Genomic DNA, 23,741 nt, shown 5'->3' on the forward strand with positions numbered 1-23,741 from the left:
GGCTGAAAAGCCTAAGGCAGAGTGATATACCGCCCAATATCGTCGCGATCCGGCCCCGTCAGATGGGGGATCTCACCAAGACAGGGGGCCGCAATGCGCGCACGCAGCGTCGCCAGATACTCGTGATGTCGTCTGCCTGCGGGCTGGATCCCGTTGGCTATCCAGCCTGCCAGCGTCAGACCGCTGGACAGCACCGCCTGCGAGGTCAGCAGCGCATGGTTAATACATCCCAACTTAACCCCCACCACCAGGATCACCGGCAGCTGCCGTTGAACCACCCAGTCTGCGAAGGTGAAGCTTTCGGAAAGCGGCGTAAACCATCCTCCGGCCCCTTCGGTCAACACCCAGTCAGCCTGCGCCGCGACCGCCGCCAGTCCGGCAGAAAGTTGGCTGGCGGTAATCGGGCGCTGCTCCTCGGCGCTGATAATATGCGGTGAGGTCGGTTCAGCAAATGCCAGCGGGTTGACCATGTCATAGGGCATACGCACGCTGCTGTATTTCTGTAAGGCCAGCGCGTCCTCATTACGCAGGCCTTGCGCGGTCACCTCACAGCCAGAGGCCACCGGCTTATAACCTGCACAGCGGTAGCCCGCCGCCGTGGCCGCCTGCAACAATGCGCAGCTGGCAACGGTTTTACCCACTTCCGTATCGGTTCCGGTGACAAACCAACGTTTACTCACACTCAATCACTCCTGATACCAGTTGATAACTTAGCAGGCAGCCGCGCGCATCGCGCCGCCATACCTGCTCCAGCTGCTGCACATCACGCCGACTCATCATGCTCTCTGAGCGCCCCTGATGCAGATGGGTTGCGCCGATGCCCTTTAGCGAACGCAGCGCGCTCAGCACGTCCGGGAATGCCAGCGTCAGCGTATAGCTCGCCAGCGTCATGCCGTCCGCCGCCCGCTCAATCACCGGCAGGCTGGCAAAATGGTTAAGCGGTGCGCTGCGCCCGAGGTGCTGCCAAGCCGCACGGACTTCGTTAAGCGATCCCTCCGTCAGGGTTGAAAACAGTACCTGCCCGCCCGGTTTCGTGACGCGCCGCAGTTCGCGCAGCGCCAGGGGAAGACTGCTGCACCACTGGACGGCCAGATTGCTCCAGCAGCGGTCAAAACTGGCGTCGGCGAAGGGCAACGCTTCAATGTCGCCGGTGTGATAATCATCCGCCGCCTGATTATCACGCGCCTGCTGTAACATTTTTTCTGACAGATCGAGTGCGGTAACCCGATGCCCGTCCGCTCGCCAGCGCTGGCTGAACCAGCCGGTGCCACAGCCGGCGTCCAGTACCCGTAGCGCGTCGCCGGGGCGGGCATGGGCCAGCAGCCGCTCGCCGCACTGGCGCTGTAGCTCGGCATGCTGGTTGTAGCTGCGCGCGGCGCGGCCAAAAGCGGCCGCTATCGCCCGTTTATTCACCGTCTGTTGCATGCAGCGCCTCCAGCAAGTGGTCAATATCATTCTCACGATGGGCTGCGCTTAGCGTAATACGCAGGCGCGAAGTGCCGGGCGGCACGGTCGGCGGGCGGATGGCTGTCACCCAGCAGCGGCGATCCCGCAGCCGCCGGGCCAGCCCCAGGACTTTCTGCTCATCACCGACGATAAGTGGCTGAATGGCGCTGTCGGACGACGCCAGCTGCCCGCGCAGCCCGCGCGCGCCCTGACGAAAGCGGGTGATATTGGCCGCCAGCCGCTGGCGCAGATCGTCGCCCTGCTGAACACAGCCTAGCGCAGCCTGAATGGCACAGGCCTGTGCGGGCGGCATGGCGGTGCTGTAAATCAGGTGACGGGCAAACTGCAACAGATATTCCGCCGTGGCGTCACTGCACAGCAGCGCCGCGCCGCTGACGCCGAACGCTTTACCAAAGGTGACAATCAGCAGTTCAGGCTGTACGCCCTGCTGCCAGCAGCTGCCGCGCCCCTGCTCGCCGCACACGCCCACGCCATGCGCGTCATCGACCAGCAGCCAGCCATCGCGATCCCGGGCAAGCTGATGAATCGGCTTCAGCGCAGCGCGATCGCCGTCCATGCTAAATATCCCTTCCGTCACCACCAGCGTTTCCCCCTCGCCTTCCGCTGCCAGCAGTTTTGCCAGCGCGGACGGCTGGTTATGGCCGAAGCGGCGCAGCGTGGCCGGACTCAGGCTCGCGGCTTCCAGTAGCGAGGCGTGGCACAACTTATCAGCAAAGATACGGTCATTTTTTGCCATCATCGCCGCGATAACCGCCTGATTGGCGGCAAAGCCAGAGATAAACAGCAGCGCCCGCCGGTAGCCAAGCCAGTCTGCCAGCTGGTGTTCCAACTCTGCCTGCGGAGCGCGGTAGCCGGTGACATGCGCCGATCCCCCGGCACCCACGCCATAGCGCTCCGCCCCCTGCTGCCAGGCACGGACGACGCGCCCGTCGTGGCTAAGCCCCAGGTAATCGTTAGCGGAAAAATTGAGGTAATTATGCCCTGCCACGCTCAACGTGCGGCCATCTGCCTGCCCGGTCGGGTGACGCTGACGATACTGTCCGTCCAGGCGGCGTTTGACGAGCGCCTGTTCAATACGCTGTGACCAGGCCATTACCGCGCCGCGTTGTAAAACTGTTCAGTATCGGCACTCAGTAACTGAGCGGCCAGCGCCTGCTGCTGCGCGTTATCCCCGGACTCTGTGGTGCCGTGTCGTGGATTAAGCCCCAGCTTGCGGAACAGCAGCAGGTCTTTATCCTCGTCCGGATTGGGGGTGGTCAGCAGTTTGCAGCCGTAGAAGATGGAGTTGGCCCCGGCCATAAAGCACATCGCCTGGGTTTGTTCGCTCATCTGCTCACGTCCGGCGGAAAGCCGCACGTGGGAGCGCGGCATCATGATGCGCGCCACCGCGATGGTGCGCACAAAGTCAAACGGGTCGACGTCGTCATTATCGGCCATTGGCGTCCCTTTCACCTTGACCAGCATGTTGATCGGCACGCTTTCCGGCGGCTCCGGCAGGTTTGCCAGCTGCACCAGCAGCCCGGCGCGATCCTGTACCGTTTCGCCCAGCCCGACAATACCGCCGGAGCAGACTTTAATCCCGGCCTCACGCACTTTGCCCAGCGTATCAAGACGCTCCTGATAACTGCGCGTGGTGATAATGCTGCCGTAAAATTCCGGTGAGGTATCCAGGTTGTGATTATAGAAATCCAGCCCGGCGTGTGCCAGCCGCTGCGCCTGCTGCTCGCTAAGCGAGCCCAGCGTCATGCAGGTTTCCATCCCCATTTCCTTCACCCCCTGCACCATCTTTTCCAGATACGGCATATCACGCTCATGGGGATTCTTCCACGCGGCCCCCATGCAGAAACGGCCCGATCCGGCGGCTTTCGCCTTACGCGCCGAACTGAGCACCTCTTCCACCTCCATCAGGCGCTCCGCTTCCAGCCCGGTTTTGTAACGGGCGCTCTGCGGACAGTATTTACAGTCCTCCGGACAGGCCCCGGTTTTGATCGACAGCAGCGTGCTGACCTGCACCTGGCGCGGGTCAAAATAGTGACGGTGTATCTGCTGGGCTTCGAACATCAGTTCGAGAAAAGGCGTTTCAAACAGCGCCTGCGCCTGTGAAAGAGTCCAACGTGTTGCCATTGCTTGCTCCAAAAAATCTGTCAATTGTCGGTACGGCCTGGTTATACTTGTAAACTAAATTTTTTATTTTTGGTTTACAAGTGATTTTATGACTCCGGACGATCTTGCCTTTGACCGTAACCATATCTGGCACCCCTATACCTCAATGAGCGCGCCGCTGCCCTGTTACCCGGTGGTTGCCGCCCAGGGAACGTCACTTCAACTGGCCGATGGCCGCCAGCTGGTGGACGGCATGTCCTCCTGGTGGGCGGCGATCCACGGCTACAACCATCCGCGCCTTAACCAGGCGTTGCAGGGCCAGCTGGCGCAGATGTCGCACGTGATGTTTGGCGGGATCACCCATCCGGCGGCGGTGGCGCTGTGCCGCAGGCTGGTGGCGATGACGCCGGCCCCGCTGGAGTGCGTGTTTATGGCTGATTCGGGGTCAGTCGCGGTGGAAGTGGCGATGAAAATGGCGCTGCAATACTGGCAGGCTCGCGGTGAAAAGCGGCCGCGTTTTCTCACGCTACGTCATGGTTACCATGGCGATACTTTTGCCGCGATGTCGGTGTGCGACCCGCAAAACTCAATGCACAGCCTGTATCAGGGCTATCTGCCCGAACATCTTTTCGCGCCTGCGCCAGGCTGTCGTTTCGATGACGAGTGGCAGGAAAGTGACGCCGACGCCATTGAACAGCTGATAAGCCAACATCACCGCCAGCTGACGGCGGTGATCCTTGAGCCGATCGTGCAGGGCGCGGGCGGGATGCGCTTCTACCATCCGCGCTATCTGCAACGAGTACGCGCCCTCTGCGACCGCTATCAGCTGCTGCTGATCGCGGATGAGATAGCCACCGGGTTTGGCCGCACCGGCAGATTGTTTGCCTGCGAACATGCGCACATCAGCCCGGATATCCTCTGCGTGGGCAAGGCGCTGACCGGCGGCACCATGACGCTGTCCGCCACCTTAACCACGCGCCATGTCGCCGACACCATCAGCAACGGCGCGGCGGGGTGCTTTATGCACGGCCCAACGTTTATGGCTAACCCGCTGGCCTGCGCCGTCGCCAGCGAGAGTCTGGCGCTGCTCCAGGAGAACCGCTGGCAGGCACAGGTGGCGTCGATTGAAACCCGGCTACGCACGGCGCTGCTGCCGTTACGTACGCAGCCGGGCGTCGCGGATGTCCGGGTGCTTGGCGCGATCGGCGTGGTGGAAACGCAGCGCCCCGTGGCGCTGGCGGCGATACAGCAGTTCTTTGTCGGGCAGGGGGTCTGGATCCGGCCGTTTGGCAAGCTAATTTACCTGATGCCGCCGTATGTCATCACGCCGGAGGCGTTGCAGCAGTTAACCGCTGCCGTTAGCGCGGCCGTCGTCCGTCCCGATCTGTTTAGCTAGCGCCCGTACTGCCAGGCAGCAACCAGCACGATGCGCTACGCTTGTAGCTGGTTTGCTGGAGCACATAAGCCCTGGAGAGAAATATGCCACAAGATAAACAGACTAATCGCCGCCTGCTGCTGGCTTCGCGCCCGCACGGCGCGCCGACCGCCGCCAATTTCCGCCTTGAGTCACAGCCTGTGCCTGAACCTGATGCCGGGCAGGTGCTGCTGCGCACCGTCTGGCTGTCGCTCGACCCCTATATGCGCGGACGCATGAGCGATGCACCTTCTTATGTCCCCCCGGTGGCGCTGAACGAGGTGATGTGCGGCGGCACGGTGGCGGTGGTTGAGCGATCTGAACATCCCGATTTTTGCGTGGGCGACTGGGTTGTCAGCGGCAGCAGCTGGCAGGACTTCGCGCTGTCGGACGGGCGCGATCTGATTAAGCTTAGCGGCCCGGTGCTTGAGCATCCGTCATGGGCGCTGGGCATGCTGGGCATGCCGGGATTTACCGCCTATATGGGATTGCTGGACATCGGTAATCCGCAGCCGGGTGAAACGGTAGTGGTGGCTGCCGCTACGGGCGCGGTCGGCTCGCTGGTGGGGCAGATCGCCAAACTGAAGGGCTGCCACGTGGTGGGTATCGCCGGCGGCGCGGAGAAGTGCCGTTATGCCGAACAGGTGCTGGGCTTCGACCGCTGCCTCGACCACCGCGAGGATAATCTGGCAGAAAATCTTAGCCGCCACTGCGCGGACGGCATCGACGTTTATTTCGAAAGCGTTGGCGGTAAAGTGTTTAACAGCGTGCTGCCGCTGATGAATACCAAAGGGCGTATTCCGGTGTGCGGACTGATCGCCGACTACAACAGCAGCGGCATCGCTGATGGCCCCGACCGCCTGCCGCTGCTGCAAAGCGCTATTCTGCGTAAGCGTCTGCGCATCGAGGGCTTTATTATCAACCAGGATTACGGCCAGCGCTTTGACGAATTTTTCAACCAGATGAGCCGGTGGGTCGCCGAAGAACGCCTGGTGTTCCGTGAAGATATCGTCGACGGGCTGGACAATGCGCCGGAAGCGTTAATCGGTATGCTTGAAGGGAAAAATTTCGGTAAGGTAGTGGTACGCGTGGCACAAGACAAGCCCGACTTAAAGCGTTAAGGTGTTGCTTCAACAGGAAATAACCACAACCGGAGTCAAAATGAAACTGACTAGCCAGGATTTTAACGACGGCGATAAACTGCCGGAACGCCAGGTTCTCAATGCCATGGGCTACCAGGGCGATAATCTTTCACCCCACCTCGCCTGGGACGATGTGCCACCGGGCACGAAAAGTTTTGTTGTCACCTGCTACGATCCCGATGCGCCCACCGGTTCCGGCTGGTGGCACTGGGTGGTCGCCAACCTGCCCACCGACACGCGCGAGTTAAAACAGGGTGCGGGCTCGGGCAAAGCGGAACTGCCAGCAGGCAGCATACAGACGCGTACCGATTTCGGCAGCGCGGGCTACGGCGGCGCGGCACCGCCAAAAGGGGAAAGCCATCGCTATATTTTCACCGTCCACGCGCTGGATGTAGACAGGCTGGACGTTGATGAGCACGCCAGCGGTGCGCTGGTAGGCTTTAATGTGCATTTTCATGTGCTGGCCAGCGCGTCAATCACCGCGATGTACAGCTGATCGTCACGTTTGTAGCGCCTGTTAAGGCGGAGCGCTTTATCTGCTCCGCCTTTTAACGCCAGCAGGCTGGCAAAGCAGGGTGATTAATCCAGCTTGTTAATCACCACCCACATTGGCCCCTGACCGACGGCATAACGTGCCAGCGGCTGCAGTAAACCGCGGTCGGCGCTGATTTTGTACACTTCAATATGGTGGGATTTCTGCCCCGCCGCCACCAGATACTGACCGCTGTGGTCAATATTGAAACCGCGTGGCTGCGTTTCGGTCGGCTGATAACCCTCCACCTTCAGGCTGCTGCCCTCGGCGCTGATGCTGAAGATGGTGATATTGCTGGCGGTACGATCGCAGCTGTACAGGTGGCGCCCGTCAGGGGTGATATGGATATCGGCGGCCCAGCGCGTATCGCTAAATCCCTCCGGCAGCGCATCCACCGACTGCACTTTTTTCACTTCATCACCGCTGATATCCCAGACGTCAACGCTGCTGTCCAGCTCATTGACGCTGTAGGCATAACGCTGATTCGGATGGAATGCCATATGACGCGGGCCTGCACCGCTGCGGGTTTTCACTTCAGCCTGCGCGCGCGGCGTCAGCTTACCCTGCTTATCCAGACTAAACAGCGCGATACGATCCTGCTTCAGCGCCGGAACAAACAGCGTCTGATTATTGAGGTCGATATTGGCCGAATGGCAGCCCTCCAGCCCTTTCACCACCTGTAACGGCTCGCCCGGCAATCCGTTTTCGCCAATCGGAGTGACGCTAACACAGGCATCGTTATAGGAACCGACAAAGATAAACCGCCCTTGGCGATCGGTAGAAATATGTGTCGGACTGCCCGGTAACGGGGCGTGCCCCGCTTCTTTCAGCTTGCCTTCGGCATCAATCTGGTATGCCACCACCCGGAAGTCCGGGCGCACGCCAACATACAAAAAGGATTTATCCGGGCTGACCACCATCGGCTGTACCTGGCCCGGCGCATCCACCACCTGCAACAGCGTGAGTGCGCCCTCATTATTCAGCTGCCAGGCGTGGATCTGCTGGCTCTCCGGGCTGGCGGTATAAACAACTTGTTTCATGAATGCTCCTTGTTCTGAACAGAAAATCAGAAGAGTGGCGAATTCCCACCACTGTCGTCGAACGATTGCACCGCCCGTTTTGTCACAGGCGTCACAAGGTGTACACTTATTGACTCTTTTGCGTCACGGAAACCGTTATGAGCTATCGTATCATCGCCCTCGATCTGGACGGCACGCTGTTAACCCCTGATAAGACCATTCTGCCCCAGTCTCTGGAAGCGCTGAAGAAAGCGCAGCAGGCAGGTATAAAAATCCTGATCGTGACCGGTCGTCATCATGTGGCCATCCATCCTTTTTATCAGGCACTGGCGCTGGATACACCTGCAATTTGCTGTAACGGCGCTTATTCGTATGATTATCAGACAAAATCCGTTCTGGAGTCCGATCCGTTACCGCTGGCGCAAACGCTGCGGGTCACGGAGATGCTCGACGAAGCGGGCATCAACGGCCTGCTGTATGTCGATAATGCCATGCTCTACCAAACCGAGATGGGCCATGTTACCCGCACTCTTAACTGGGCACAGTCCCTGCCGCCTGCACAGCGCCCAACGTTTTTGCAGGTCGACAGTCTGGCAGACGCGGCACGCGGTGCGCAATCCATCTGGAAATTTGCCCTCGCCCACTCCGATACCGATGCGCTACGGCAGTTTGCCTCTCGCGTGGAGGCAGAAATGGGACTGGCCTGTGAGTGGTCCTGGCACGATCAGGTGGATATTGCCAAAGCCGGTAACAGCAAGGGCAGGCGTCTTGCACAGTGGGTAGCGGCTAACGGTTACCGGATGAGTGAAGTGATTGCTTTTGGCGATAACTATAACGATATCAGCATGCTGGAAACCGTGGGTCTCGGCGTGGCGATGGGTAACGCCGACCAGGCGATCAGGGATCGGGCGCATCGCACGATCGGCAACAACCTGGAGCCCGGCATCGCCGAAACGATTTACCGCGAGGTTCTTTAACCTTTGCCACCTGACGCTCCGTGCGGTAAGTCAGGTGGTAATCGACACGCTCTTAATCTGCGCGAACAGCCACATACCCGGCCTGATCATCAGCTCATCGCGCGCCCAGGGGGTAATACGCGCCCACAGCTCGCTTTTTCCCACCAGCAGCTTCACCTCGACCTGATTGTCAACGTCCAGCAGCTCGTCAACGCGTGCCGGGATCACATTACGGATACTGCTGTTAACCGGCTGCCGTAATACCAGCGAAACGTCTGCCGACTGAATGCGGATACGAAGCGGCGTGTTCAGCGGCGTTTCTACCCGGTTAACCCAGATATGCTGATCGCCCAGCGACAGCGCGGTCATCTCGTAGTGCGGATGCTGTTTAAGCACCTGCACACGTAAAATACTGCTGCGATCGCCGCCGGCGAGCCACGGGCGCATCGCGCTGCTGGCCCAGACCTTCTCCAGCGGGCCAAACGCTTTTACCCTGCCCTGGTCAAGCACCATCACATTATCCGCCAGATGCAGCAGCTCATCCAGGCTATGGCTGACGTAGAGGATTGGCGTGTTAACCCGGCGCGCCAGCGCCTGTAGCCAGGCTAACAGCTCGCGCTTGCGCGGCAGATCGAGCGAGGCCAGCGGTTCATCCATCAGCAGCACCTCCGGCGCGGTCAACAGCGCACGACCGATCGCCACGCGCTGTTTTTCACCGCCGGATAACGACCACGGGAAGCGATCCAGCAGCGCCTCTATCCCCAGCATCCCCACCACGTCAGCAAACTGCGCACGCATTGATGCCGCCATGCCATAGTGCAGATTGCCGCGCACCCGATAGTGCGGAAACAGGCGGGCATCCTGAAAGACATAGCCAATACGCCGTTTCTCTGCGGCAAGCCAGGTGCCGCTGGCCGTATCGCTCAGCACCCGCCCGTTAAGCGTAATACTCCCCTGCTGCGGCACGCTAAGCCCGGCGATAGCGTTAATCAATGAGGTTTTACCCGCGCCTGAAACGCCAAAGATGGCGGTCACCCCGCTGGACGGCAGCGAGGCTTTTATCGTCAGGCGATGGTCGCCCTGTTGTTGAGTAAAATCGAGTTCCAGCATCAGAGCCCCAGCCGTTTACGGCCCCAACGGGTCAGCCATTCGGAAAGGAGTAGCGAAGCCAGCGCCAGCAGGATGGCAATCACGCAGAGGCGTGCCGCCGCGCCCTCCGCACCGGGGGTTTCAATCAGCGTATACATGGCGGAAGGCAGGGTGCGGGTCTCGCCCGGAATATTAGAGACGAAGGTAATGGTGGCACCGAACTCACCCAGCGAACGGGCAAAACCCAGCACCGTACCGACGATAATTCCCGGCAGCGTCAGCGGCAGCGTAATGGTGAAAAATACCCGCCAGCGCCCGGCTCCCAGCGTACGCGCCGCCTGCTCCAGCTTGCTGTCTACCGCTTCCAGCGCCAGGCGAATAGCGCGTACCATCAGCGGAAAGGCGATCACCGCCGAGGCCAATGCCGCACCGCGCCAGCTAAAGGCAAAGGTGAAACCGAACCAGTCATAAAGATATTTGCCAATAACCCCGCGCCGCCCAAACCCAAGCAGCAGCAGATAGCCCACCACCACCGGCGGCAGCACCAGCGGCAGATGGATCACGCTATCGAGCAGGGTTTTACCGCGAAACCGACAGCGCACCAGGATCCACGCCATCAGAATGCCGAACGGCAGGCTACAGGCTACCGCCACAAAGGAGACCTTCATGCTGAGTATGACCGCCTGCCATTCGGGTTCACTGAGGATCATTTCTGCGTGGCAAATCCATATTGTTTGAAAATTACCGCGGCCTGCGGCCCTTTAAGATACTGATAGAACGCGGTTGCACTGGCATTATTGTGCCCTTTCACCAACGCCAGCGGGTACTCCACCGGTTTATGGCTGTCCTGCGGGAAGATGCCGACCACCGTGACCTTTTTACTCGCCACCGCATCCGAACCGTACACGATGCCGTACGGGGTTTCGTCGCGCTCCACCAGCGCCAGCGCGGCGCGCACGCTGTTACCGCGCGCCATCAGCGGCGAGAGCTGCCGCCATGCGCCGAGGTTTTCCAGCGCTTCTTTGGCATAAATGCCCGCCGGAACGTGATCGGGGTCGCCAACAGCCAGGCGCTGACCTTTCAGCAGGCTGGCCCAGTCGGTGCTTTTACTGATACTGACCGGCTGCGGGTGAGTCTCCGTTGGCGCTATCAGCACCAGGTCATTACCTAACAACGTGACGCGGCTGCTAGTGTCGATGGCGTCCTTACCGACAGCATAATCCATCCACTGCTGGTCGGCAGAGATAAAGATATCCGCCGGAGCGCCCTGCTCAATCTGGCGTGCCAGCGTTGAGGAAGAGGCGAACGAAGAGACAATCTTCACCGTTTTTCCCTGCTCATACTGACTGGCGATATCCTGCAAGGCGTTGGTCAGAGAGGCAGCGGCAAACACGGTCACATTTTCTGACGCCAGCGCCTGACCGCCAACACTCAAACTGATACAGCCAGCAGCCAGCCAGTGGCTCCATTTTACAGACATGATGATTCTCCAGTGAGGTTCGTTGTATATCCAATGATATAACGATGTATCACCGAGCGGTTACCGTTTATATCGGCAGCGATAAGAAAAAAGTTAACGGCGGCAGAAAAGAGAACGCCCGACATCGCCGGGCGTAGAAAAGAGTGAACGCGATTTAGCGGGCAGAGTGGCTTTTATTTTCCGCAGAGTCGTCACGATGACCAAACTTGGAAATAACGTTGAATACTTCACCCAGTCCCCAGATCAGGCCAAGAATAATCGCCATGACGACCGGCACCATCAAAATGGCTATCGCAAGGCCTTTCAGTAACTCCAGCATGGTAACCCCTCTTGCTGAACAAAAGCTCATTGTAGCGCCAGTGTCGCACAATGCACTGACGTTTTGTGCCTTCTCATCCAATTATTTCGCCCCGCTCCGCCGCCGCCAGCTGTTACAATCAGCCTTTACCCGTTTACCTCCGGAGCGCCAATGCAGGCTGAAATTGCCCTGATCCTGAAACTACAGCAGCGGCTGTTTGCCGATCCGCGCCGCATAGAACTGCTGCGCCAGGTAAAGGAGAGCGGCTCCATCAGTCAAGGGGCCAGACTGGCGGGCATCAGCTATAAAAGCGCCTGGGATGCCGTAAATGAGATGAATCAGCTGGCCGGCAGCACGCTGGTAGAACGCGCTACCGGAGGGAAAGGCGGCGGCGGTGCCGTCGTCACCCCCTTTGGCGAGCGCCTGATCCAGCTGTATGCGCTGCTTGAGCAAATTCAGCAAAGGGCCTTTGACGTATTGCAGGATGATACCCAGCCCGGCAGCCTGCTCGCCGCGATTGCCCGCTTTTCGCTCCAAACCAGCGCACGTAACCAGCTGTTCGGCACCGTTATCGCCCGCGATCTTCAGCCGGTGCAACAGCAGGTCAGCGTACTGCTGGCTGACGGCATCACGCAAATTCAGGCTGCCCTGACCGAACAAAGCGCCAACCGCCTGCTGCTGGAGCCAGGCAAAGAGGTGCTGGTGCTGATCAAAGCCCCGTGGATTAACGTCACGCGCGGCACCGCGGAGGCGGATAATCAGCTGGCCGGAAACATCAGCCAGATTGAACAGGGAGAAACGCACAGTGAAGTGCTGATCGCCATCGAGGGGGGCACAACGCTGTGCGCCACGGTAGAGAATCCGCTGGTTGCCCGACAAGGTCTCCAGCCGGGAAGCGCCGTTACAGCCTATTTTAATGCCGATCGCGTTATCATCGCCACGCTGCTGTGAATCCTTTCCTGGCATTTGGCTCTGGATTTCGTGAGGCCTCGATGAATTCGCGATGCACAAAAGGGAATGAATTATGTCAATGTTGCACATCACACAGGGTATTTTTCGCCTTAGCGATACCCGCACACTTAGTCTCAATGAACTGATGATTCAGTCTGGCGAAAGCTGGGCTTTTGTCGGCGCGAATGGCAGCGGTAAATCTTCACTGGCACGAGTCCTGTCTGGTGAACTTCCCCCCATGAAAGGCCGCCTCGTCAACCGATTCCAGCGCCCCTGGCGTCTCTCCCTGGAGCAGCTACAAAAACGGGTTGAGGATGAGTGGCAGCGCAACAATACCGATATGCTCAGCGCTGACGAGGATGATACGGGTTATACCGTCAGTGACGTCATCCAGGAAGAGAGCAAAGATGAGGCGCGCTGCCAGCAGCTGGCCATGCTGTTCGGCATCGGGCACCTGCTGATACGCCGCTTTAAATATCTTTCAACCGGAGAAACGCGTAAAACCCTGCTGTGCCAGGCGCTGATGGCCCAGCCCGACCTCTTAATCCTTGATGAACCCTTCGACGGACTGGATGTTGCCTCACGCGCCGGCCTCGCCGAGGTGCTGCACGATGTGCAACGTCAGGGTGTCACGCTGGTGCTGGTGCTGAATCGGTTTGATGATATTCCTGCGTTTATCGATCGGGTGGGCGTGCTGGCAGAGTGTACCCTTTCCCACAGCGGCAAACGCCATGACGTCCTGGCTGAAGCCCTGGTGGCGCAGCTGGCACACGGTGAAACGCTGGCTGGCGTGACGCTGCCTGAAGCCGACGATATCAGCGCGATCCCGGCGTTGGCGGAAGATGCTCCGCTGATTGTCCTGCGCAATGGCGTGGTGTCTTACGACGATCGGCCCATCCTGCATCAGCTTAGCTGGCAGGTGGATCGCGATCAGCACTGGCAGATTGTTGGCCCCAACGGTGCCGGGAAATCGACCCTGCTTAACCTGATAACCGGCGATCATCCCCAGGGGTACAGTAACGATCTGACGCTGTTTGGCCGGCGGCGCGGCAGCGGAGAAACTATCTGGCAGATCAAGCAGCATATCGGCTATGTCAGCAGCAGCCTGCATCTTGATTACCGCGTCAGCTGTAGCGTGCGTAACGTGGTGATCTCCGGCTATTTCGATTCGATAGGGCTTTATCAGGCGGTGTCCGACCGCCAGCGGATGCTGGCCGGTCAATGGCTGGATCTGCTGGGCATCGGCGCGGCGCAGGCCGACTCGCCGTTCCACGACCTTTCATGGGGACAGCAGCGGCTGGTGCTTATCGCCCGCGCACTGGTGAAACACCCGGCGCTGCTGATCCTCGATGAGCCGTTGCAGGGGCTGGACCCGTTAAACCGTCTGCTGGTGCGCCGCTTTGTTGATGTGCTGATCGGCGAAGGCCGTACCCGTCTGCTGTTTGTCTCCCACCATGCGGAGGATGCGCCGCACTGTATCACCCATCGTTTAAGTTTTATCCCTGACGGCGAGGCCTATCGCTATTTGCAGGAAAACCTGTAAGCCAGCCGGGCGGCGCGCGCGGAGATCGAAACGCGCTGCTGCCGGGTCATGAGACAGCCTGCTTACCGCATCATGTAATCGCTTACAATTGAAAATACCCACCGACCAGAAAGCCTGCTTCATTTCCTATACGGATAGGGAGTTCAGGATTTTTCATCGGGTGTAAGCGATTCCATTTAGTCAGACTCGATCACGCTTTCAATCCTAAAAATATGCTATTTTTTCTTTGTCACTCATTAAGCATAAAAGAGCATACCAGGACATAACATGCAGACATTTAGCCCGGCCGATCACCCTCATCGCCGCTACAACCCGCTGTCCGATCGGTGGATTCTGGTCTCCCCGCACCGGGCGAAACGTCCATGGCAGGGCGCGCAGGAAAAGCCAGCACCGGAACAGCTTCCTGCACATGATGCCAACTGCTTTCTCTGTCCGGGAAACATGCGCGTCACCGGGGGTAAAAATCCTGATTACACCAGCACTTATGTCTTCACCAACGACTTTGCCGCGCTGATGACCGACACGCCCGCTGTCCCACAAAGCGACGACCTGCTGATGCGCTGCGAAAGCGCACGTGGCACCAGCAGGGTCATCTGTTTCTCACCCGATCACGGTAAAACGCTGCCGGAGTTGACGCTGGACGGGCTGACTGAGGTGATAAAAACCTGGCAACGGCAGACCGCCGATTTAGGCCAGCATTACCCGTGGGTACAGGTGTTTGAAAATAAAGGCGCGGCGATGGGTTGCTCCAACCCCCATCCGCACGGTCAGGTCTGGGCCAACAGCTTCTTGCCGAACGAAGCGCGGTGCGAAGACGAGCTCCAACGCACTTATTACGCGAAGAAAGGTACGCCGATGCTGGTTGACTACGCCGCACGCGAGTTAAAAGACGGCAGCCGCACGGTGGTGGAGACGGAACACTGGCTGGCGGTAGTCCCGTGGTGGGCGGCATGGCCGTTTGAAACGCTGCTGCTGCCAAAAGCGCACGTTAAGCGTCTGACTGACCTTAGCGATGGGCAGCGCGACGATCTGGCCGTGGCATTGAAAAAGCTCACCAGCCGTTACGACAATCTGTTCCAGTGCTCTTTCCCCTATTCCATGGGCTGGCACGGCGCGCCCTTTAATGACGATGCCAACGCTCACTGGCAGCTGCACGCCCATTTCTATCCGCCGCTACTGCGCTCGGCGACGGTGCGTAAATTTATGGTCGGCTACGAAATGCTGGCTGAAACCCAACGTGATTTAACCGCAGAGCAGGCAGCAGAAAGGCTGCGTGCCGTCAGCGATATCCATTACCGTGAGGCGGGAACGCAACCATGAGTTTACAGACCACTACCCAGCAGATATTCAGCTGCGCTTTCGGCTACGCGCCGACCCATACTGTTCAGGCTCCGGGACGCGTCAACCTGATCGGTGAACATACCGATTATAACGATGGTTTCGTGCTGCCGTGCGCCATCGACTATCAGACGGTTATCGCCTGTGCTAAACGCAGTGACCGCCAGGTGCGGACTATCGCCGTTGACTATGATAATCAGCAGGATATCTTCTCGCTGGATGAGCCGATTGAGCGCCATCCGCAGCAGCTGTGGTCAGACTACGTGCGCGGCGTGGTGAAATATTTGCAACAGCGCGCTGCTGACCTCGGCGGGGTTGATATGGTTATCAGCGGCAACGTGCCGCAGGGGGCCGGATTAAGCTCTTCAGCCTCGCTTGAGGTGGCGGTGGGCAGCGTGTTTCGCCAGCTTTATCAGCTGCCGTTGAGCAGCGCGGATATTGCTCTCAACGGCCAGCAGGCTGAAAACCAGTTTGTCGGCTGTCACTGCGGCATCATGGATCAGATGATTTCAGCACTGGGTGAGAAAAACAGCGCGATGCTGCTTGACTGCCGCACTCTCGATACGCGCGCCGTGCCGATGCCGTCCGATATTGCGGTGGTGATCATCAACACCAACTTCAAGCGCAATTTGGTGGGTAGCGAATACAATACCCGACGCCAGCAGTGCGAAGCCGGGGCACGTTTCTTCGGTCAATCCTCACTACGCGACGTTGAGCTGGCCGAATTTGCCGAGCGTGAACATGAGCTGGATCCGCTGGTCGCTAAACGCGTGCGCCACGTCCTGACGGAAAACGCCCGCACGCTGGAGGCTGCCAACGTGCTGGCGCGCGGGGATCTGGCGCGTCTGGCGGTGCTAATGGCTGAATCACACGCATCAATGCGAGATGACTTTGAAATCACCGTACCGGCGGTCGATATGCTGGTGGATATTGTCAAAACCAGCCTCGGCGAACGCGGCGGTGTGCGCATGACCGGCGGCGGCTTTGGCGGCTGCGTTGTTGCCCTGATGCCGCGCGAGCGGGTCGCCAGCGTCAAAGCCGCCGTTGAGCAGCACTATCAGGCTGAATCCGGCCTTAAAGAGACCTTTTATGTTTGTACAGCATCAGCAGGAGCCGGCCTATGTTAACACCTGACTCACCCGCCAATAAAAAGGCAGACTTGCAGCTGACTCGTTTGCGCAACGATAACGGTATGATCGCCACCTTTATGGATCGGGGGGCGACATGGCTGTCGGCCCGCGTGCCAATGCGGGATGGCAGCGTACGTGAAGCCCTGCTGGGCTGTGCCTCGCCGTCGGACTATGCGCACCAGTCGGCTTACCTGGGGGCGACCGTGGGCCGCTATGCCAATCGCATCGCTAACGCCCAGCTGCACGGCGGAGCCAACACGATCCGGCTGGCAGCTAACCAGGGCAAACATCAGCTCCACGGCGGCCCTGACGGCTTTCACCAGCGCCGCTGGCAGATTATCAGCCAAAACGATAGCGAAGTTGAATACCGGCTTGAATCAGCCGATGGCGATCAGGGATTCCCAGGCAAGCTGCGCGTGTCGCTGCGCTATCGTCTTGATAACGATAATACGCTATCGATTTTTTATCATGCCGAGGTAGATAAACCCTGCCCGGTTAACCTGACGAATCACGCCTATTTCAATCTGGACGGCATGCAGGGTGATGCGCGACAGCACCGTCTGACCCTCAATGCGGCACAGTATCTGCCGGTTGACGGCGAAGGGATCCCCAACGCCCCCTTAACCGCCGTGGAGGGCACCAGCTTCGATTTTCGCCGGGCAAAAAAAGTGGCGCAGGATTTCCTCCAGGATGAAGACCAGCGTCAAGTACAGGGTTACGATCACGCCTTTCTGCTGAGCGCGCCAGCCGGAGATGCGGCCGCCACGCTTTGGTCGGCTGACGACAAGCTAAAACTTGAGGTGTTTACCAGCGCCCCGGCATTGCAGCTTTATACCGGTAACCACCTGGCCGGGGTCCCGGCACGCGATGGAGGTGTTTACCGCGCTTATCAGGGCATTGCGCTGGAGAGCGAGTTCCTGCCCGACTCGCCTAACCATCCCGAATGGCCGCAGCCTGACTGCTGGCTCCAACCCGGTGAATCGTATCAGTCGACAACGCGCTATAAGCTGACGGCGCTTGACTAAGCGCATGAAAAATACGCATCGCTCGCGTTACGGGCTTACGTGGAGCAAAGAATTCAGCTATGGTAATGCACATTGAAAACCGTCAGACGCTATGGTCTGACGGTTGACTGATTACATTTATCATAGAAACGTAGATTTATTAAGGAGTTAAGCTATGGCTGTAACTAAGCTGGTTCTGGTACGTCACGGCGAAAGCCAGTGGAACAACGAAAACCGTTTCACCGGTTGGTACGATGTTGATTTGTCAGACAAGGGCCGCACCGAAGCAAAAGCCGCGGGTCAGCTGCTGAAGAAAGAAGGTTTCACCTTCGATTTCGCTTACACTTCTGTGCTGAAACGTGCCATCCATACTCTTTGGAATATTCTGGATGAAGTGGACCAGGTTTGGCTGCCGGTAGAGAAATCATGGCGTCTTAACGAGCGTCACTACGGTGCGCTACAGGGTCTTGATAAGGCTGAAACCGCTAACAAATACGGTGACGAGCAGGTTAAGCAGTGGCGTCGCGGCTTTGCCGTGACCCCGCCAGAACTGGACCGTGCCGACGAACGTTTCCCTGGTCATGACCCGCGTTATGCATCACTGACCGCTGAGCAGCTGCCAACCACCGAAAGCCTGGCTCTGACCATCGATCGCGTTCTGCCTTACTGGAATGAGTCCATTCTGCCGCGCATGAAAAGCGGTGAGAAAGTGATCATTGCTGCGCACGGCAACTCCCTGCGTGCCCTGGTGAAATACCTGGACAACATGAGTGAAGAAGAAATCCTCGAACTGAACATTCCTACCGGCGTGCCGCTGGTGTATGAGTTCGACGAAAACTTCAAACCAATCAAACACTACTACCTGGGCGATGCTGATGAAATCGCTGCTAAGGCTGCCGCCGTAGCTAATCAGGGTAAAGCGAAGTAAAAGCCAGATGCCGCACTCTGAAATATCATCTTAATTTCAGAGTGCGGATTATAACCCACGTATGTTGACAAGAAATATCCCTATCCTGCGTAATTCATCAGATCTCTGGAGCAGGCAATCGTCGCACTCTGAAGTTGCCCGGCCTGAGCCTCATTTCCATCAACATTCCCTCTTTCTTACTCGAACTGAAATCCTTCCTAAGAGAATATTTTAAAAAAAATGCCTGGGTGAATAATTAGCATTGTGAACAAGTTCAAACCGAGATGAAAACTGTTTGCGGATATTTTGCATAGCGTGCGGATCGTGAGCAAATTTTTCAAAACTACTTTGTAATATGTCCGGCGGATAACCAAAGGAGGTCACGACCCCTTGAAATGCTTTCACCGGCAGGCCGGTGAGTTGATGCATGTTTTGCCCAAGTGCTGGCGTCAAAAAACCAAAATCGGCGGAATGGCAGGCAATGATCCGGATGGATGCGTAACTATCATAGTTGATGCTACCGGTTATACGTAAAAGCCGGTCGAGTTCCAAAGAATCTAATTTATTAACTTTTAATGATTTTCCTGATTCATCAAACCGGGTTTCGACCAAAGATGCTTTCTTGCCGTGTGAGTAGATATTCAGCCTGGGCTGGTTTTGATAGGTATCATTAAACACAGTCACCCCAGAGCCTAAATACTTTAAACCCATGATCTCTTTCTTTTTTCTGTCATAAGATAAAGTACGTAATGCTTGTTGATTTTTTTTAAAATCGAAAAATCTCTTTAATGTTTTAGATAAAGGATATTTAAAACTGACTGAGGAATAGAGTGCAGATATCCCCAGATAAGCTGTTGATATCATCCCATCCATAACCAAATCTGAATTATCATTATCTTCGTTTAAGGAGACCAGACTTAAAATCCCTGTTCCTATCTCCAGCAGTGAAAAAACGGCCATCATGACGGAAGACATGGCCAACGATGCGCCTAAGCTGGCTATCCCAGTGATTATTGAAAAAGACGCGGCCAGATATATTGGGACCTTCCAGTTCTCATTAGTCAAATAGCCGGAGTTATCGTTATTATTGACAGGATTATTATTACAATATATATAAGGATTTATATTACCTCCATTGAAAGGAGATAAGCTGTCGGGAGTGGAAAATCTCATATATTCCGGGTCATACAACCTTACGCCAAGAATGTAGCCTTGCGCATTGTTATCGTAAAAAGAACCGTTCAAACCGACAAGAGTATCCTTATCTGGAGAACCACCATAAATATTAACACCAGGCATTTCACTACCTTCGTATTGATTATTTTTAAAGTTAACAGAATAGATTGGAGTGCCCGCTCCGTTCGATGTCATCTTTTTTTCAAACCTGTCTCCCTGACTAAAAACGCTAACCTTCCTTGTTTCACCGAATAAAGAGTCTTTTTTTTTGTACTGAGACTTATCTCTAAAATTAGTTAGACTAACTATTTCATTATTCACCCCCCTAAAAGTCATTATCTCTTCGACTTTTTTCTGGTCGGTTATGTGTTTAGTGAAAAGTAAGTTATCAGAAACGTTATATTTATAGCTTGTCGTAGTTTTTGACATAATCTGGGAGTTGTCAAGGCAGGTATTTTGTATAGAAGACAAACAAAAATAGTTATCATACTTATATTCGAAAACCCTTTTTTTTATCAATTCAGGGGTGGTTGATTTTGTAATTTGTTTTTTCAGCAAGTGCCCCATGGTATTAAAATAAAACTCAGTATATTCTAGCGTGCTGTTATTATAAACGCCACGTAAAATAAAGGGATTAATGTCATCATAGTAAAACCTTAGGATAACATGACTATCATCAGCATAAACCGTGCTTGTTTCTAATATATTCCCGACACGATCATAACTATAGGCTATCGATACTATCCCCCTGCCACTTTTATCTGTTGTAGGAGCCTCTCCTGTGCACCGATAGTTTAAAATCCTGTCCAAAACATCATAGGTGAAGTGCTCATGACGAATAACTTCCACATTAAATTCAGTTTTTTTTAAAATTCTCGATCGAATCAGATTATTAGCAAAGTAAGTGGTCTCAACTGCCAGATTGATGCTGTGAGCAGTAGTAATTTCTGGTGCTCTATCTGAAAAATGAAGAGTTGATTTTCTCTCTATTTCTCTACTGAACTCATCATATTTTATACCAATGATGGATTTGATAAACTCATCACTCTCATAAATATGGCTTATTCTACTGAATTTATCATAACGTACTTCTGTCTTGAACTGGTCAGCGTTTATCTCAACCAGCCTTCCATGTGAGTCGTGACTATAAACATATTCATTATTTTTCTCATCGAAAATCTTATGAATCCTATCATTATTAGGATAGTTTTCCTGTCTGTATACAAGATCGATACTATTTTTATCGTGGCTGAACTTAGTCTCTATTTCAAAGCTGTTACTATCCGGAGATTCATTTATTTTCTCGATATAGGTATCATTAGCCGTGATAAACTTAGCCTCTATTAAACAATCATCAATTTTTGAGTAGGTAAATTCCTTTCTAAATTTATTATCTTGATCTGCCGAAGATAATATTTTACCACGTAGGCCGAAGTCATTTTTATAGGTAATAGAAGATCCATCAGCAAAGGAAACTTGATCGGGAAGCGGGGAGTTTAGAGAATAGCTATATTTGGTTATCACACCATAGCATTGACTTTCCTTGAGACGGTTTAAGCCGTCAAAGATCTGGGTGCCCGACTGATAGATTTCTCCCTCGGTAGAGGTGAATGTTATCTTTTCGATAAGCGGCTCTGCTGAATACATGTTATAGGATTTTGTGATAACAGACTTATCAGGGAGAGTGATAACATTAACCCGGTCGAAAACATCGTAGCCATATTTTGTCACTCTACCTAATTCATCCTTTTTACTCACCAAACGTCCGCAGAAATCTCGATATAAAGTGATATAAGAGAAAACACCGTCAGATGAAAAGTATTTATAGATGACAGGCTGATTATTTTCGTCGAAGGTCACACTCCTTTTATTTGTAATTTCCTTACCATCCGACATCCAATGCATTTTAGTTCTATTAATAACATCAGAGGTAATATGCTCTTCTACTCCATCATCATGCCTGATATTATTAATATTACCCCAATCGTCGTAAGAATAGACATTTAAAAAACTGAAATTATTTTTATCCTGACACGACAACGTTTCTTCATAGATGAGCTGTGATATTTCATTATATTTATATGCATTGATAATATTTTCGCTATCATGATTAGCCTTTTGGAATGCAACGTATTGAATTCTCCCAAGTCCGTCATAACGCTCATAATACTTGTTATGGTACAAATCTGTTGTCTCTACCTCATAGTAAAGAGCGCCTGAAATATCTTTAACTTTATATTTGTAGTCGTATTTGAATGTTTTTGATTTGGCAGGATCATCAATATTAGATATAAGAGTGACACGCACCACTCGACCTATTTTATCACGCACGTAATCGACTTTCCTTTTTAACATATCGGAAGTAGACTTGAGCAGTCCTGTTACCCCACTCCATTTAAAAATCTCAAAAGTAATAGTGTCTAATTTTTCAGTTTTCGTCTGCAAAGACAATGTGCCATGCTGATAATCCCACTTAAACTCTTTTTTTGTTATTCTATCGTGAGATGCAATGCTATACGACTTTATCTTACCGAGCTGTATAATATCATTTATATCATCATGATAGACTAAAGACATCGAATTAATAAGAACATTATCAATATACAGAGATTCCTCTACAGGGACTATTTTATATTTCAATACGTCATCACCAGATTCAAGATCATCGCTAAGTCCACTATGAAAATCATATTTATACTCTTTGCGAATATGACTATCACTCTGGTTTGGGTAAAATAAACTGTATGATTTAATCAGCTTATGGCCATCAGGAATACGAATTTTTTTGCTCCCATGGGAAATTTCATCAAGATATAAATAGTGAAAATATGATTTATTTTCGTTGATTTGTTTGATGAGGTTACCACGATTATCATATTCCATATTAACAACTTCTTCACGCTGTTTGACCACAGAACCTCTGGTATCTGTCAATGTTGTTCTGATTTGAGTAATACACTGATAAGCTAATGGCTGGTGTGCCAGATCTTTATTTTCATCACAATGATTATAGACGTATCGGGAAAAGACTAATGCTTCACCGTTCTCAACACTTTCACTGATCAGTAAGTGTAAATTATTATAGGTTATGGTGATTATCTTTATTATGTTTCTTCGCGAATCTAAATAGTTTTCTACAGAAGAGTAGCGTTTATTTAGCGTATTCCATTTAAAAGTATAGTTGGTTATTATATCCTTTGCGCCAGTGATAAACTGAGGATTGATACGATAAAGCCAAACGCAATATTGGCTAAAATCGGTTGATATTGATAAATCAGAGGGGTTTTGACTACGCCTGTACTGAACGGTGTCTTTTCTTCCACTTGGGTATCTTATTTGGGAAAGAAGATTTTTTTCACCTGTCAGATTTGAATACCTGAAACTCCAATTATTTTCTCCGAAAGCATCGAAGCCAGCATTCTTTATCTTTATAAGATTGTTTTTTTTGTTTAATTCTAAATATATATTGTAATTAGAGTCTGTATCTGAAAAAACTCTCATTACTATGCTATCTTTATCATTATAATTAAACGATAAAAGGTCGGCGTGGCTTTTTATACCTGCTTTAATTTCTCGTACCGTAACTAACTGAGGCAAGCCACCATTATAATCCCAATATAACTGCACTTCGCTTAACACTCCATAATATATGGCCGAAGGTACGTAGCAATCTTGTATATCACCTGAAAAGTCTATATTTTCCAGCTTTTCTAAAACACCGTGAACATACTTAACAAAGTATATTTCCTGTGTTACAACTCCATTTATATCTTTAACCAATTTTTTATAAAAGGTGAAATCCCTGTATTTACAATCGACTAATTCTGGCTGGCCATTAGTCATGTCATTAGAGATGGTGTAAACCTGGCCCGCAGACAGAGATAATAACTTTTCTTTTTTGTTATATCGGGTTAAATTATCAGTAAAACCATAGCCATAGCCTTGATTTGAAAATCTGTTTTTAGAATTATAGTTAACGACAAAAGAAAATCTTACGTCTGAAAAGCATGAAGTATAATCGAATAATGTTGTCGAGTTTGTGAAAAAACCTGTCCTGGGATCGACACCAGCCATGCAGGCGCTGATAAAGTTATCCTGTTGTGTATTAACGGAGAAATGCCGATTCAATTTTTTCTCTTGTTTCATTCCGCTACCTTAAAAGTCATATGCGTTGATTGATTTTTATAGTGCC

The 23,741-nt window shown here is 53.6% G+C and carries 20 protein-coding genes; 10 read left to right on the forward strand and 10 right to left on the reverse strand.

What is annotated here, in order from left to right:
* Positions 1 to 11: 11 nt before the first annotated feature.
* From bioD to bioB, 4 genes are read right to left on the reverse strand one after another with little or no spacing between them, the layout of a single operon-like run.
* Positions 12 to 680 (reverse strand): dethiobiotin synthase, encoded by a 669-nt coding sequence (gene bioD / locus ETA_RS12430; protein ID WP_012441978.1) that lies wholly within the window; start codon positions 678 to 680, stop codon positions 12 to 14.
* Positions 673 to 1,425: a malonyl-ACP O-methyltransferase BioC gene (bioC, locus tag ETA_RS12435; RefSeq protein WP_012441979.1), complete on the reverse strand. Its 753-nt coding sequence runs from the start codon at positions 1,423 to 1,425 to the stop codon at positions 673 to 675. Before bioC ends, bioD begins: the two co-directional genes overlap by 8 nt.
* On the reverse strand, positions 1,406 to 2,560 hold the full coding sequence (gene bioF, locus ETA_RS12440; RefSeq protein ID WP_012441980.1) for an 8-amino-7-oxononanoate synthase: 1,155 nt from the start codon (positions 2,558 to 2,560) through the stop codon (positions 1,406 to 1,408). Before bioF ends, bioC begins: the two co-directional genes overlap by 20 nt.
* Positions 2,560 to 3,591, reverse strand: a complete 1,032-nt coding sequence (bioB, locus tag ETA_RS12445; protein ID WP_012441981.1) for a biotin synthase BioB — start codon at positions 3,589 to 3,591, stop codon at positions 2,560 to 2,562. Before bioB ends, bioF begins: the two co-directional genes overlap by 1 nt.
* 88 nt (positions 3,592 to 3,679) lie before the next feature.
* Between bioB and bioA the strand changes: the two genes are divergently transcribed.
* The 3 genes from bioA (at position 3,680) to ETA_RS12460 (ending at position 6,622) form a co-directional block, all read left to right on the forward strand.
* Positions 3,680 to 4,966, forward strand: a complete 1,287-nt coding sequence (bioA, locus tag ETA_RS12450; protein WP_012441982.1) for an adenosylmethionine--8-amino-7-oxononanoate transaminase — start codon at positions 3,680 to 3,682, stop codon at positions 4,964 to 4,966.
* Positions 4,967 to 5,049: 83 nt separating this feature from the next.
* Positions 5,050 to 6,105, forward strand: coding sequence for an NADP-dependent oxidoreductase (locus tag ETA_RS12455; protein ID WP_012441983.1), 1,056 nt, complete (start codon positions 5,050 to 5,052; stop codon positions 6,103 to 6,105).
* A gap of 40 nt (positions 6,106 to 6,145) precedes the next feature.
* Entirely contained in the window at positions 6,146 to 6,622 is a 477-nt protein-coding gene (locus tag ETA_RS12460; RefSeq protein ID WP_012441984.1) for a kinase inhibitor, read from the forward strand.
* A gap of 83 nt (positions 6,623 to 6,705) precedes the next feature.
* Here the strand turns inward: ETA_RS12460 and pgl are convergent, their stop codons facing one another.
* Positions 6,706 to 7,698 (reverse strand): 6-phosphogluconolactonase, encoded by a 993-nt coding sequence (gene pgl, locus ETA_RS12465; RefSeq protein ID WP_012441985.1) that lies wholly within the window; start codon positions 7,696 to 7,698, stop codon positions 6,706 to 6,708.
* Between the two features lie 137 nt (positions 7,699 to 7,835).
* Here pgl and ETA_RS12470 point away from each other — a divergent pair, with 137 nt between their 5' ends.
* Complete coding sequence (locus ETA_RS12470; protein WP_012441986.1) at positions 7,836 to 8,654, forward strand: pyridoxal phosphatase; 819 nt, start codon at positions 7,836 to 7,838, stop codon at positions 8,652 to 8,654.
* A gap of 30 nt (positions 8,655 to 8,684) precedes the next feature.
* On the opposite strand, the gene modC is transcribed toward ETA_RS12470, so the two are convergent.
* The 4 genes from modC to ETA_RS19320 all read right to left on the reverse strand — a co-directional run bounded on the left by modC (position 8,685) and on the right by ETA_RS19320 (position 11,521).
* Positions 8,685 to 9,743, reverse strand: coding sequence for a molybdenum ABC transporter ATP-binding protein ModC (modC, locus tag ETA_RS12475; protein WP_012441987.1), 1,059 nt, complete (start codon positions 9,741 to 9,743; stop codon positions 8,685 to 8,687).
* Positions 9,743 to 10,432: a molybdate ABC transporter permease subunit gene (modB, locus tag ETA_RS12480; protein WP_012441988.1), complete on the reverse strand. Its 690-nt coding sequence runs from the start codon at positions 10,430 to 10,432 to the stop codon at positions 9,743 to 9,745. Before modB ends, modC begins: the two co-directional genes overlap by 1 nt.
* Positions 10,429 to 11,202: a molybdate ABC transporter substrate-binding protein gene (gene modA, locus ETA_RS12485; RefSeq protein WP_012441989.1), complete on the reverse strand. Its 774-nt coding sequence runs from the start codon at positions 11,200 to 11,202 to the stop codon at positions 10,429 to 10,431. The genes modB and modA overlap by 4 nt, the downstream gene beginning before the upstream one ends.
* A gap of 154 nt (positions 11,203 to 11,356) precedes the next feature.
* The gene (locus tag ETA_RS19320) at positions 11,357 to 11,521 is read right to left on the reverse strand and encodes an AcrZ family multidrug efflux pump-associated protein (protein ID WP_012441990.1); all 165 of its coding nucleotides are present in this window, start codon (positions 11,519 to 11,521) and stop codon (positions 11,357 to 11,359) included.
* 150 nt (positions 11,522 to 11,671) lie between these two features.
* On the opposite strand from ETA_RS19320, the gene modE reads away from it, so the two are divergent.
* The 6 genes from modE to gpmA all read left to right on the forward strand — a co-directional run bounded on the left by modE (position 11,672) and on the right by gpmA (position 18,394).
* A complete protein-coding gene (gene modE, locus ETA_RS12495; RefSeq protein ID WP_012441991.1) occupies positions 11,672 to 12,451 on the forward strand; it encodes a molybdenum-dependent transcriptional regulator in 780 nt (259 codons plus the stop codon).
* Positions 12,452 to 12,524: 73 nt separating this feature from the next.
* A complete protein-coding gene (gene modF, locus ETA_RS12500; protein ID WP_012441992.1) occupies positions 12,525 to 13,994 on the forward strand; it encodes a molybdate ABC transporter ATP-binding protein ModF in 1,470 nt (489 codons plus the stop codon).
* Between the two features lie 267 nt (positions 13,995 to 14,261).
* Positions 14,262 to 15,314, forward strand: a complete 1,053-nt coding sequence (gene galT, locus ETA_RS12505) for a galactose-1-phosphate uridylyltransferase (RefSeq protein WP_012441993.1) — start codon at positions 14,262 to 14,264, stop codon at positions 15,312 to 15,314.
* Entirely contained in the window at positions 15,311 to 16,459 is a 1,149-nt protein-coding gene (gene galK / locus ETA_RS12510) for a galactokinase (protein ID WP_012441994.1), read from the forward strand. Before galT ends, galK begins: the two co-directional genes overlap by 4 nt.
* A complete protein-coding gene (gene galM, locus ETA_RS12515) occupies positions 16,453 to 17,487 on the forward strand; it encodes a galactose-1-epimerase (RefSeq protein WP_012441995.1) in 1,035 nt (344 codons plus the stop codon). Before galK ends, galM begins: the two co-directional genes overlap by 7 nt.
* Positions 17,488 to 17,641: 154 nt before the next feature.
* Complete coding sequence (gene gpmA, locus ETA_RS12520) at positions 17,642 to 18,394, forward strand: 2,3-diphosphoglycerate-dependent phosphoglycerate mutase (RefSeq protein ID WP_012441996.1); 753 nt, start codon at positions 17,642 to 17,644, stop codon at positions 18,392 to 18,394.
* Positions 18,395 to 18,604: 210 nt separating this feature from the next.
* On the opposite strand, the gene ETA_RS12525 is transcribed toward gpmA, so the two are convergent.
* Positions 18,605 to 23,695: an RHS repeat-associated core domain-containing protein gene (locus tag ETA_RS12525; protein ID WP_012441997.1), complete on the reverse strand. Its 5,091-nt coding sequence runs from the start codon at positions 23,693 to 23,695 to the stop codon at positions 18,605 to 18,607.
* Positions 23,696 to 23,741: the final 46 nt, after the last annotated feature.

It is taken from the genome of Erwinia tasmaniensis Et1/99 (assembly GCF_000026185.1).
Taxonomy (GTDB): Bacteria; Pseudomonadota; Gammaproteobacteria; order Enterobacterales; family Enterobacteriaceae; genus Erwinia; species Erwinia tasmaniensis.

Coding starts and splice junctions, on each gene's coding strand:
- bioC (WP_012441979.1), bottom strand. CDS start 1,425: ATGCAACAGACGGTGAATAAACGGGCGATAGCGGCCGCTTTTGGCCGC.
- modA (WP_012441989.1), bottom strand. CDS start 11,202: ATGTCTGTAAAATGGAGCCACTGGCTGGCTGCTGGCTGTATCAGTTTG.
- ETA_RS19320 (WP_012441990.1), bottom strand. CDS start 11,521: ATGCTGGAGTTACTGAAAGGCCTTGCGATAGCCATTTTGATGGTGCCG.
- galT (WP_012441993.1), top strand. CDS start 14,262: ATGCAGACATTTAGCCCGGCCGATCACCCTCATCGCCGCTACAACCCG.
- galM (WP_012441995.1), top strand. CDS start 16,453: ATGTTAACACCTGACTCACCCGCCAATAAAAAGGCAGACTTGCAGCTG.
- modC (WP_012441987.1), bottom strand. CDS start 9,743: ATGCTGGAACTCGATTTTACTCAACAACAGGGCGACCATCGCCTGACG.
- gpmA (WP_012441996.1), top strand. CDS start 17,642: ATGGCTGTAACTAAGCTGGTTCTGGTACGTCACGGCGAAAGCCAGTGG.
- bioA (WP_012441982.1), top strand. CDS start 3,680: ATGACTCCGGACGATCTTGCCTTTGACCGTAACCATATCTGGCACCCC.
- modE (WP_012441991.1), top strand. CDS start 11,672: ATGCAGGCTGAAATTGCCCTGATCCTGAAACTACAGCAGCGGCTGTTT.
- bioB (WP_012441981.1), bottom strand. CDS start 3,591: ATGGCAACACGTTGGACTCTTTCACAGGCGCAGGCGCTGTTTGAAACG.
- ETA_RS12455 (WP_012441983.1), top strand. CDS start 5,050: ATGCCACAAGATAAACAGACTAATCGCCGCCTGCTGCTGGCTTCGCGC.
- modB (WP_012441988.1), bottom strand. CDS start 10,432: ATGATCCTCAGTGAACCCGAATGGCAGGCGGTCATACTCAGCATGAAG.
- pgl (WP_012441985.1), bottom strand. CDS start 7,698: ATGAAACAAGTTGTTTATACCGCCAGCCCGGAGAGCCAGCAGATCCAC.
- galK (WP_012441994.1), top strand. CDS start 15,311: ATGAGTTTACAGACCACTACCCAGCAGATATTCAGCTGCGCTTTCGGC.
- modF (WP_012441992.1), top strand. CDS start 12,525: ATGTCAATGTTGCACATCACACAGGGTATTTTTCGCCTTAGCGATACC.
- ETA_RS12470 (WP_012441986.1), top strand. CDS start 7,836: ATGAGCTATCGTATCATCGCCCTCGATCTGGACGGCACGCTGTTAACC.
- bioF (WP_012441980.1), bottom strand. CDS start 2,560: ATGGCCTGGTCACAGCGTATTGAACAGGCGCTCGTCAAACGCCGCCTG.
- ETA_RS12460 (WP_012441984.1), top strand. CDS start 6,146: ATGAAACTGACTAGCCAGGATTTTAACGACGGCGATAAACTGCCGGAA.
- ETA_RS12525 (WP_012441997.1), bottom strand. CDS start 23,695: ATGAAACAAGAGAAAAAATTGAATCGGCATTTCTCCGTTAATACACAA.